General features: G+C 45.6%; 12 protein-coding genes. 10 read left to right on the top strand and 2 right to left on the bottom strand.

What is annotated here, in order from left to right; all coding sequences use genetic code 11:
* Positions 1–95: 95 nt before the first annotated feature.
* Both dacB and IE103_RS12285 read left to right on the top strand, forming a co-directional pair.
* Positions 96–1577: a D-alanyl-D-alanine carboxypeptidase/D-alanyl-D-alanine endopeptidase gene (gene dacB / locus IE103_RS12290; protein WP_189346430.1), complete on the top strand. Its 1482-nt coding sequence runs from the start codon at positions 96–98 to the stop codon at positions 1575–1577.
* Between the two features lie 201 nt (positions 1578–1778).
* On the top strand, positions 1779–1976 hold the full coding sequence (locus tag IE103_RS12285) for a hypothetical protein (protein ID WP_189346429.1): 198 nt from the start codon (positions 1779–1781) through the stop codon (positions 1974–1976).
* 107 nt (positions 1977–2083) lie between these two features.
* Here the strand turns inward: IE103_RS12285 and IE103_RS12280 are convergent, their stop codons facing one another.
* The gene (locus IE103_RS12280) at positions 2084–2947 is read right to left on the bottom strand and encodes an HDOD domain-containing protein (protein WP_189346428.1); all 864 of its coding nucleotides are present in this window, start codon (positions 2945–2947) and stop codon (positions 2084–2086) included.
* Between the two features lie 105 nt (positions 2948–3052).
* Positions 3053–3523, bottom strand: coding sequence for a CreA family protein (locus tag IE103_RS12275; RefSeq protein ID WP_189346427.1), 471 nt, complete (start codon positions 3521–3523; stop codon positions 3053–3055).
* A 239-nt stretch (positions 3524–3762) separates the two neighbouring features.
* On the opposite strand from IE103_RS12275, the gene IE103_RS12270 reads away from it, so the two are divergent.
* From IE103_RS12270 to IE103_RS12235, 8 genes are all read left to right on the top strand, one after another.
* On the top strand, positions 3763–4164 hold the full coding sequence (locus tag IE103_RS12270; RefSeq protein ID WP_189346426.1) for a hypothetical protein: 402 nt from the start codon (positions 3763–3765) through the stop codon (positions 4162–4164).
* Positions 4165–4342: 178 nt separating this feature from the next.
* Positions 4343–6661: a TonB-dependent receptor gene (locus IE103_RS12265; protein WP_189346425.1), complete on the top strand. Its 2319-nt coding sequence runs from the start codon at positions 4343–4345 to the stop codon at positions 6659–6661.
* A gap of 106 nt (positions 6662–6767) precedes the next feature.
* A complete protein-coding gene (locus IE103_RS12260) occupies positions 6768–8132 on the top strand; it encodes a PepSY-associated TM helix domain-containing protein (protein ID WP_189346424.1) in 1365 nt (454 codons plus the stop codon).
* A gap of 10 nt (positions 8133–8142) precedes the next feature.
* The gene (locus IE103_RS12255) at positions 8143–8748 is read left to right on the top strand and encodes an SCO family protein (protein ID WP_189346423.1); all 606 of its coding nucleotides are present in this window, start codon (positions 8143–8145) and stop codon (positions 8746–8748) included.
* Between the two features lie 69 nt (positions 8749–8817).
* Positions 8818–9276: a copper chaperone PCu(A)C gene (locus tag IE103_RS12250; RefSeq protein WP_189346422.1), complete on the top strand. Its 459-nt coding sequence runs from the start codon at positions 8818–8820 to the stop codon at positions 9274–9276.
* A 141-nt stretch (positions 9277–9417) separates the two neighbouring features.
* Entirely contained in the window at positions 9418–9618 is a 201-nt protein-coding gene (locus IE103_RS12245; protein ID WP_189346421.1) for a hypothetical protein, read from the top strand.
* Positions 9619–9637: 19 nt separating this feature from the next.
* Complete coding sequence (locus IE103_RS12240) at positions 9638–10159, top strand: YcnI family copper-binding membrane protein (RefSeq protein ID WP_189346420.1); 522 nt, start codon at positions 9638–9640, stop codon at positions 10157–10159.
* Positions 10160–10188: 29 nt separating this feature from the next.
* Positions 10189–10671 (top strand): hypothetical protein, encoded by a 483-nt coding sequence (locus IE103_RS12235; protein WP_189346419.1) that lies wholly within the window; start codon positions 10189–10191, stop codon positions 10669–10671.
* Positions 10672–10788 lie beyond the last annotated feature (117 nt).

Genomic DNA, 10788 nt, shown 5'->3' with positions numbered 1-10788 from the left:
CATTTAAGCTCACTTCAGCTCACTTAATTACAAATTGAACGTGTCATAATTAAAAGAAAACGACTTGACCAAGAACCATCTCTCAGGAAACAAGCATGTCACCTCATTCTCTTCATCAAACCTTGGCTAAACGTCTTAGCCGCGCATTCTTTCTTGTATCGCTCTTGAGCCTTTCGTGTCATTTACCCAGTTTTGCACAAGACTCGCTGCCGACGAACGTCGATCAGCTAATTAAAAAAACAGGACTTCAAGCTAGTCAATTGCACTTGCAAATCTTGCCCGCCCACGAGGGACAAGCGTTGTTGAGTCATCAAGCAGAAACATTGGTAAGTCCTGCATCAACCTTAAAAGTGCTGACTTCGTTCATTGCCTTAGATGAGCTAGGCCCAAACTTTCGCTGGAAAACGCAAATCTATAGTGATGTGCCGATTAAAGCCGCACAACTGAAAGGAAACCTGTACTTGAAAGGTGGCGGTGACCCCAATTTTACTTGGGACAAATTAAGCCAAATGTTGAGAAACTTGCGCCAGCAAGGCCTACGCGAGATACAGGGAGATATTGTCTTGGATCGCAGTTATTTCCAGCCAAGTCGTCCGGAAATAAACGCCCCAGCCTTCGATGAAAATCCTGACGCTTATTACAATGTGATACCAGACGCGTTACTCATCCACAGCAATATCAGTGCTTTTAGCCTCACATCAGACAATTCGACTATCGACATCAAACTGACGACACCGCAAGATAATGTACGCTTGATCAATCAAATGAAATCAAGCAAAGCAGCTTGCAACCAATGGAAAAATGGCTGGCTCGCCCCACAAATCAAGCTCTTAGAAAACCAGCAAATTGAACTTAACTTTCAAGGTAGCTTTCCAAAAAATTGTCAAGCTAATGTTTACCTCAACTTATTAGAACGTAATCTTTATATTGGCACTGTCATACGTGCTCTTTGGCGCGAATTAGGTGGGGAATGGCAAGGTAAAATCGTCGATGGCAATGTGCCTGCCAATGCCAAATTATTGCAGCAGAAAGACTCTGAAACATTGGCAGACACCTTACGTATCATTAACAAATTTTCTGATAATGCGATGACGCGCATTGCGTTTTTAACGCTGGGTGCAGAATCAACGCTGGCTAAAAATTTTGCAGATACTAGTCAGGCTGCAAATGCTGTTGTGCGCGAATGGTTCGCCAAACATCGTATTCCAGATCAAGGCTTACTGATAGAAAACGGTTCGGGTTTATCGCGCATAGACAGAATTTCCAGCGCTCAACTCGCGCAAATTTTGCGTGTGGCTGCCAACAGTAATTGGTACCCAGAATTTGCCAGCAGCTTACCAATCGTCGGCGTCGATGGCAGTATGCGTAATCGATTAAAAAATAGCAGCGCAGAGGCAAGAGCGAGAATCAAGACCGGCTATCTTAAAAATGTGATGGCCATTGCGGGCTATGTTCGTGACAAACAGCAGAAAGACTGGATAGTCGTTGCCATCATGAATACCGAAGAGACCGCAACTAGCAAAGCAAAAGCCGTGTTAGATGAAATTATCGCTTGGCTGGCGAGCGGTAGAGAATAAAGTGCGTCTTGCAATCTTACAATGACGCGCCGCAGTTATTGTAAGACTGCGTTCAAAGCAAAATTCTCACCTGAAGCGATCACCACTGATCAGCTTATTCGCGCTTTTATACCTCAAAAAATGCAGTTGATCTGATTTTGGTTTTAGCGACGAATAATCTATCGTACAGTCTGGTCTAACAACCATCTTTGAGGAAACGCGATGTTGGGATTTTTAATTTGGATTGTGGTTTTTATTTTGTGCTGGCCCTTAGCCTTGTTGGCACTGGTACTGTATCCACTGGTATGGCTAATCCTACTGCCATTTCGTTTGATCGGCATTACAGTCGATGCGGTGTTTGAGTTATTGCGCGCCATTTTGCTTTTGCCTGCGCGCTTGTTGGGATTCAAACCCAACTAGTCGATTGCTGAGTTCATATCAAGTATGGCGCCGACGGCGGTACGATGTGTAATATCAGCGTTGATGTCAACATTGATGTAAACGCTGATGTAAATCGCTTGCTTTTATTAATGTGCGGAGTTGAAGGACTCTTGCAACTCTTCGCTCCAATCTTCCGCATCTTCTGCACTAATACCAAGATACTGACAAACCATTTCACCACCCTTATACCACTCGGCAGGACGCTCTTGTCCTTCATATTTTTGAATCGCATACTCTGCCAAAGCACACAAGGCGATTAAGCCACGCACGCTATCATCGGTAGCGGTGTCTTCTAACGTTTTGTAATCATGATGCAGCAAAATCGCGGTTGAGACTTGCTCAGGCAAACCCCAAGTACGCGCCATCAAAGAACCAATTGAGGCATGATTCGTGATGTGGTGTTGATCTTCGACTGCGGTTAGTGGCAAATCGAATTCGCTATTGGCTTTCTTCCAAGTTTCTGCATACTCAGGAAAACGTTCCATCAAAATAGGCACACCGATATCGCAAAATAAACCAAAGGTGTGCGCTACATCAGCTGAACAAACAGAAGTACGTCGCACCATTGCACTTAATGCTTGGGCGCGTTTACTAGAGAAATCCCAAAACTTCCCCATAGAACTCGCACCACTACTAATCGACTGACGAGCAATGATCCCAGTCATCAAAATACCAGTTTGTGTGGTACCAATTAAACTGACCGCATGATCAACTGATTGGGCTTTTAGACGCAAGCCAAAGAATGGGGAGTTTGTTAATTTGAGAAGGGATGCGGCCAAGGCGACATCGTTAGCGATGATTTTTGCCATGCCTTTGGCGCTAGGCTCATCTTTGTTTAACTCTTTTTGCAAATCAACCAGCAAGCTTGGGCGTGGCGGAATGCGGATCGTTTTTAATAAATTATCGACCGCTTGTTTGTCGTTAACCACCGGTTGAATTTGTTGATTCATTTTCTAATAAGAGTTTTTAAATTATCGCAGGGATAGCAAGTGCTCAGTATTAAACATTATTTCCACTTGGAAATCAATTCTAAGCATGTTCTAAATTATAAAAAATTACTTAATTGGTATGGTAATTTTTCTATCCACTGGCACCGCAGTCACACTATTTTGCGGAGAACCTTCTATCAATTTGTCGGAATAGGTCAAATACACAAGGCTATTGCGCTGCATATCCACCATACGCACGATGCGTAATTTTTTAAACAAGATCGACAAGCTTTGATTAAAAACTTCTTCTTGTTGATTTAAAGGCTTGTCAAAACTAATCGGTCCGACTTGATGGCACGATATTGACGCCTCGGCTTTATCCTCGGCTAAGCCTAAACCGCCTTTGATGCCGCCAGTCTTGGCGCGCGACACATAACAAGTCACCCCTTTTACTTTAGGGTCATCATAAGCTTCCACAACAATTTTGTGATCAGGACCAATAAACTTGAACACCGTATCGACACTACCAATTTTTTGCGCGTGTGCGAAGTCGCTGATACAAGTGAAGGCGAATGCAGTCACGAGCACGGTAGTCATACTCGTTTTTAAAGTGGTTGTATATTTTCCCAACATATTCATCCCCCATCTCTAAACAAAACTAAGTGAATTAATTAACTCAACATACATCGATCTATTCATCCAAAAACAGCGAACAAATGTGCATGAGTCTAAACTTGTGTAGAACAAACTCTAGCGAAATTAGTTCAATCTACAAAATGAAGTTCGAGTTTAACATCGCGCAACACAAAGTCTGCGTAGCATCAACACAGCCACAAATGTTTCCTGCTACAATGCCGCCCATGCTGACATTTTCTCTATTCCAACGCTTACGTCGCGCCAACAAGCTCGTGATCGCTGTGTTATTCCTTTATGGATTAACGCTGAGCGTTGCGATGGCTGCGCCTGTGTTCAGTGGAAAAGGTATCAGCATGATTTGTACCAGCACGGGTATCAAATTCGTCAACGAGTCTGGCAAGATTGTTGATGGCAAGACGACGACACACACTTTAGAGTGTTCGTTTTGTATGCCCACTGCCATCGCACCAGATGTTCCCACACCTGAAGTTTGCCCACCAGTTCACGCCTTATCTTATGCAACGCAATCGATTCCTGCTGCTCGTCTAGCGGCCATCGTTGCGGCTCCCCTACCCGCCCGCGGGCCACCAGTTCTCGCTTAATTCAATCTGACAATTCTTCATTGTAAGTGCATCAAGCTATGCGCTGAAATGGGATTGCACATATCGCGAACCTAGCATGGCTTTGATGAATTCCATCACCAATTCGCTAGTTCATCCATTGAATTAAGCTGTGGCTGAAGTATCCAACTTCATGCCACAGGATTTGAAGCTAACGTGTATGAAAACCATTTTACGTCCAGCAGTGATTGCTTGCGCGATCGCTGCCGCCTTTCCTTGTTTATCACAATCGACTTTGGCTAGCGAACTTAGCAAGCTGAGCGCCCATCAACCAACAGAAGATAAAGCGAGCGTTGATAGAGTCGTCATCAAAGGCGATAAACCAACCAGTTTGCCAACAGAAATCCCAACTACCATCGAAGGGATTAATGCAAAAGATATCGAGAAAACCATCAACGCAATTGATGCCGAAGATGCACTCAAATATCTACCAAGCTTGCTAGTGCGCAAGCGCTATGTTGGTGATTACAACCACGCGGTATTAGCAACACGTGCATCAGGCACCGGCAATAGTGCGCGCTCTATGGTTTATGCGGATGGCATCCTTTTATCCAATTTATTGGGTAATGGCGCTAGCTTCACACCACGCTGGGGCTTGGTTACGCCCGAAGAAATCCAACGTGTTGATGTTTTGTACGGCCCATTTTCTGCGGCTTATTCAGGCAATTCAGTAGGTGCGGTTGTCGATTATGTCACCCGCATGCCAGAAAAGTTTGAGGCGCATGCCAAGCTGGTAGGCTTCTCGGAGAATTTTCAAGAATACGGTACTGACAAAAATTTTAGCGGCAAACAACTGAGTGGCAGCCTTGGTGATAAACAAGGTGCCTTCTCTTGGTGGGTGAATATCAATCGTTTAGATAGCGATGGTCATCCAATTGCATTCACCAATAAACTGGTTTCTGCTGGCGTCACAGGTAACGCAGGAAAAGCTGTTACAGGTGCAATTGCCGGCAAAAATCCACAGGGCCAAGATTGGTGGTTGATGGCAGCAACTGGGCAATATCACACCATACAAGATCACGCCAAAGTCAAACTTGCTTATGACATCACACCAACTTTAAGAGCAAGTTACACCTTTGGTGTTTGGCGCAATGATATGAATAGCTCGGTTGAAAGCTATTTACGCGATGCAGCTGGCAATGCGGTATATAGCGGTGACGTAAACATCGCCGGCAAAAAATATACAATCAATCCTACCGATATGGCGAATAGCAAAAATCAACTCGAACATATCACACACGGATTGCACTTAAAGAGCAACACAAAAGGCGCTTGGGATTGGGAACTAGCCGCCAGTCTGTATGACTACAACAAAGATATAGCGCGTGCACCAACCGTAGCAATACCTAGCGCAGACGCAGGTGGTACCGGCCGCATCACCGATGGCAGCGGCACAGGCTGGAACACGCTCGCCTTAAAAGGCATCTGGCGTCCAAATAACGAACACACCACCGAGTTTGGCTATCAACGCGAAGCGTACAAATTACGCACTTTAGTATCCGACACTACCGACTGGATCAACGGTGCAGCCAGCAAACGCTTCTCCGCATTCCGCGGTGATTCTGAGTTGAACAGTTTCTTTCTACAAGATGCATGGCGCATCAACCCGACATGGAAAACCATCATAGGCGGCCGTTTTGAACAATGGTCAGCAAAAGATGGTGCTATCTCCAACGCCAGCACCACCTTGGCCTTTGGCACACGCGATGAGAATTACTTCTCACCCAAAGCGGCATTAGCATTCCGTGCAACGGATGAACTCACCCTAAAGGCATCTGTAGGACGTGCCGTGCGTATGCCGACGGTATCTGAACTTTATCAAGGAACAGTATCAACACAAACCATCGTCAACAACGATCCTAACCTCAAGCCAGAAAAATCTTGGACCAGCGAGTGGAGTGCGGAACAATCACTCAACGATGGCAAAGGTTTATTACGTGCGACCTTCTTCCATGAAGACACCGATGACGCCTTGTATTCGCAAACCAATACCTTGGTCACACCAAACATTACAAATATTCAAAACGTCGACAAAATCCGTACCAATGGTTTAGAGCTGGCATATCAAAATAGTGACGTGATAATCAACGGACTCGATCTATCCGCCAGTGTGACGTACGCCGACTCAAAAATAGTTAAGAACGACAAATTTCAGAAGAGTGTCGGCAAATGGCAACCACGTGTACCACAATGGCGCGCGAATTTCGTCGCCAGCTATCGCGCCAACGAACAACTGACCACCACACTCGGCGTACGTTACAGTGGTCGTCAATACGGTTCTTTGGACAATAGCGACAGCAATGCTTTCACCTACTTCGGTTTTTCGAGTTTCTTGGTGGCGGATTTACGTATTCGCTACAAACTCGACAAGCAATGGAGTGCAGCAATTGGTATCGATAATCTGAACAACAAAAAGTATTGGGCATTCCACCCCTACACCCAGCGTAGTGTAGTAGCTGAATTGAAGTTTGATTATTGAGCAAAGAAATTGTAGGGCGGTAAAACCCGCGCCGCTAGAACATCGAGCGACTGAGCTGCGCGGGTTTCGCCAGCCCTACGAAAAACCAATATTCGGTGAAAAAGAAATGCAAACACAAACCAACAACTCCATACTCCAACGCATTTTTTGGCGACTCCATTTCTGGGCTGGATTACTTACTGCTCCGATTATCATTTTTGCCGCTTTGACTGGCTTACTGTATGTATTCACTCCGCAGATCGAAGCCTGGCGTCACGCCGAATTAGATACTGTAAACAAGATCGCACCACATCAAAATCTAGACGCACAAATTGCAGCGGTGAGAATGCAATTTCCGAACGATGCGCTACGCACAATCATTCCTGCTGTTTCCAACACACAGACCGCACAATTCGTTTTCGGTGACAAGAAAAAACGTGCCACAAATAAGAGCATTGAAACAGAGAAAGTTATCGAAATACACAATACCGAACACCAACACCATACTCAAGCCGCTAGATCAGACAGACCTTTCATTGCCTATATAAACCCAGGTACGCTGGCACTACAAGGCACAATAGCCGAAGATGGTCGCTTCAAAGAATGGGCTAGTAAATTGCATTCTTCTGTATTACAAGGCGACGGCTGGCGCTGGCTGATCGAGCTGGGCGCGAGTTGGATGATTATGATGCTACTCACAGGCATCTACTTGTGGTGGCCACGAGGCAAAGCGAATTGGTACAGTGTGCTACGCTGGAATCGCAGCCAAAATCAACGCGCCAACTGGCGCTATTTTCACAGCATCAGCAGCATCGTATTTAGTGCTCTGACCTTAACTATCCTTCTCACAGGAATCACTTGGTCCAAGTATGCAGGTGAAAATTTCAGAGCGATGCAAGCTGCACTCAAGCAATCTTCACCAAAAATACCGAAGGAGTTGCAATCCGCATTTACGCCTGGAGTACAGGCCTTGAGCGCAGAAACGATCTACCGTAAGGCTCTCCAATTAGCCCCCGAGATTCAAATGCAATTGACGCCGCCCAGATCCGAACGAGGTGTCTGGCGCATTGAAAGTTTTGATCGCACCCAACCGCAAAAACGTTTCCAACTTGTGCTTGATGCCTACACAGGCGCTGTTCTATATCAATCAGGCTGGGACAATTTACCTTTACTAGCGCAAGCAACTGCAATCGGGATTCCGTTTCATCGAGGCGAATTTGGTTGGTGGAATCAAGCCTTACTCATCCTCGTCGCCCTCTCAACGATTTTTTCTGTGGTGTCTGGTTATGTGATGTGGCTACAAAGACGGAAAGCGGGCAGTCTTTCAGCGCCCGCCATTGATCGCAGACATGCTCTAGCGATTCCGTGGTGGATGTACTTTATCTTGATTATGTTGGGCTATGCGCTACCAGTTTTTGGCATCAGCCTTGTTCTGCTACTCATATTTGAAGTCGTGACAATGTTCCTAGGACACAAAAAAAATCAAACTTAAGAAAGTTAATATGCACACCCCAAGAACTATCCCTCAAACACGTCGAACTTTCTTAATGAGTAGCTTGGCACTTGCGCTCATAGCATGCAACAAGGCCGCGCTCAAATTTAACAGCATCGACATCACAGGCGCTGATTATTGTCGCGATTTCAAACTCAATGATAGCGATGGCAAGCAGCGTCAACTGGCTGATTTCAAAGGACGTTACATCTTAGTATTTTTTGGCTTTACGCAGTGTCCTGATATCTGCCCGACTGCACTGGCTCGCGCCGCTGCAGTCAAACAAAAACTCGGTAAAGACGGTGATCAATTACAAGTGATCTTCATCAGTATTGACCCAGAACGTGACACCGCAGACCTCATGCGCGCCTACACACAAAACTTTGACCCTAGTTTTATTGGTCTACGGGGCACCGCCGAACAGACAAAACAAGTTGCTGATGAATTTAAAGTCTTCTATGCTAAGGTCGCTACTGGTAGTAGTTACACCATGGATCACTCGACTTTGAGCTACCTGTTCGACACCACAGGCAAGATCCGATTGGCGATGCGACATGAGCATAGCGCGGATCAATTCGCATCGGATATTCGTCAATTAATGCAACATGCTTCTTAGCTTTTTTGCAGCAATCTAATGTAATCAACTTTATATTTTATGTAGTCCCCACCAACGAAAGGAAAGACCATGAAAAAAATCATCACTCCACTCTTCGCCGCTCTCAGCTTAACCATCAGCGCTGCAGCCTTCTCACAAGTTGCGGTAAAAGATCCTTGGGTGCGCGCCACTGTACCGCAACAGAAAGCTACTGGCGCATTTATGCAATTGACCGCAACACAAGACCTGAAACTGATCTCAGCGACATCTCCTGCTGCAAAAACCGTAGAAATTCACACCATGGAAATGGATAAAGACGTCATGAAAATGCGTCAAATCATGAGCTTAGATCTGCCAGCGGGTAAAGCAGTTGAACTAAAGCCAGGCAGCTACCACGTCATGCTGATGGGCTTGAATGCGCAAGTCAAAGAAGGCGATGTCGTGCCATTGACACTGACCATCGAAGGTAAAGATAAGAAGACACAAACAATCGAAGTCAAAGCAGTTGGTAAAGCGATGAATACAACGGCGCACAAAATGCAACATTAAGCATCTGAAGTCGTTCAGATAAATCGAAAAATTTAAAGTGTCATCCCTGCGAAGGCAGGGATCCATTGACTTTACTTTTATCTTGCTAGATTCTCTCACTCAAACTATACAAAGCAAGCAAAGGCAAAAACCAGAGGACATATGAAGTCAAATTTATCCATGTTTTTCAGCACCGTGCGTTGTTTCAATGTCGCTGCGATTGTGGCATTGGCGATCTGGCACGGCTACGTCTTCTATTTAAATGAAGCGATACAAAGAACGCCAACATCGCCAGTGATTGAACTTAAACTCACGACGCCGAGCAATGCACCGAGCGATCACGCTAGCCAAGTTTCAATCTAAAGCACCACCTAAAAACATCATGAAAAAACTTCTTTTGCCTCTCTGCTTAATAAGCATCACCGGCCTAGCAAATGCCCACGTCACACTAGAGCAAACAAAAGCCAAAGCAGGCAGCTATCACAAGCTCACATTCAAAATCGGCCACGGCTGCGAAGGTAGTACCACGCATACCGTAAAAATCAGTTTGCCAGAAGCTGCAACAGGTGCAAAGCCCATGCTCAAACCCGGATGGAAAATTGACACAGTCAGCCAAACCCTGAGCAAACCTTATGAATCGCATGGCAAAACCATCACCACTGGCGTACGCGAAGTGACGTGGAGTGGCGGCCAATTGCCCGATGCCTACTACGACGAATTTTCAATCCAAGTCAAACTCAGCGATGAAGTCGGCAAGCAGTATTTTAAAGTTACGCAATTATGCGAAAAAGGTCGCCTCGATTGGATAGAAATCCCCGCTGAAGGACAAAGCAGCAAAGCACTCAAATCACCAGCACCTGTACTCGAAGTCGAAGCCAAGAGCGATATCGTGCCGCATCATTAAACAATGATCACCAACAAAATGTAAAGCGTATGGAATTTAATGCTTATCAGTGCGCGCCCTCCGCAGTTTCGATATTCAAACGCAATCTTCTGTTCATCTCTTTGTGTACAATTAGCGCTCACTCAACATATGCCGCAGAATCAAAATTTTCTGGCACATGGTCAGTCGACATGCGAACGCCGGAGCAGAAGACACTGCGTGCTAAGTGTGGTGAAGCAACGTTTGTTCTACTGCAAACGGGCAAGAAGATCACTGGCTCTCACACAATGACTACTGTCGATTGCGGCCGCATCAATGAAGGCGGGCAAGGTACAGTTAACGGACGCGTCGTTGGCAACCATGCTCTCCTCAGCGTAACAAGCGGACGCAATGGCGCGGTTGTCAAAGGAGTGGCAACGCTGACGGATAAACGCCTGGACTGGAAAATCACGGAGGAGATAAAAGCCGGTGAGCCCGAAGGCGATTCACCGCTCATTCTCAAAAAAGGGACACTCAGACGAACTGACAAATAGTAGGTAAGGCATGCGCAAGCAGCGCCGACGAATAACTAAAATTGTTAACTATGCGTTTTACCCTGTTAAAATGATTAGGAAAAGCAATACAGAAATTTAACTGTACATTTGCAGCTT

It is taken from the genome of Affinundibacterium macrobrachii (assembly GCF_014652415.1).
GTDB lineage: Bacteria > Pseudomonadota > Gammaproteobacteria > Burkholderiales > Burkholderiaceae_D > Undibacterium > Undibacterium macrobrachii.
This window is presented reverse-complemented; position numbering and strand designations above follow the sequence as displayed.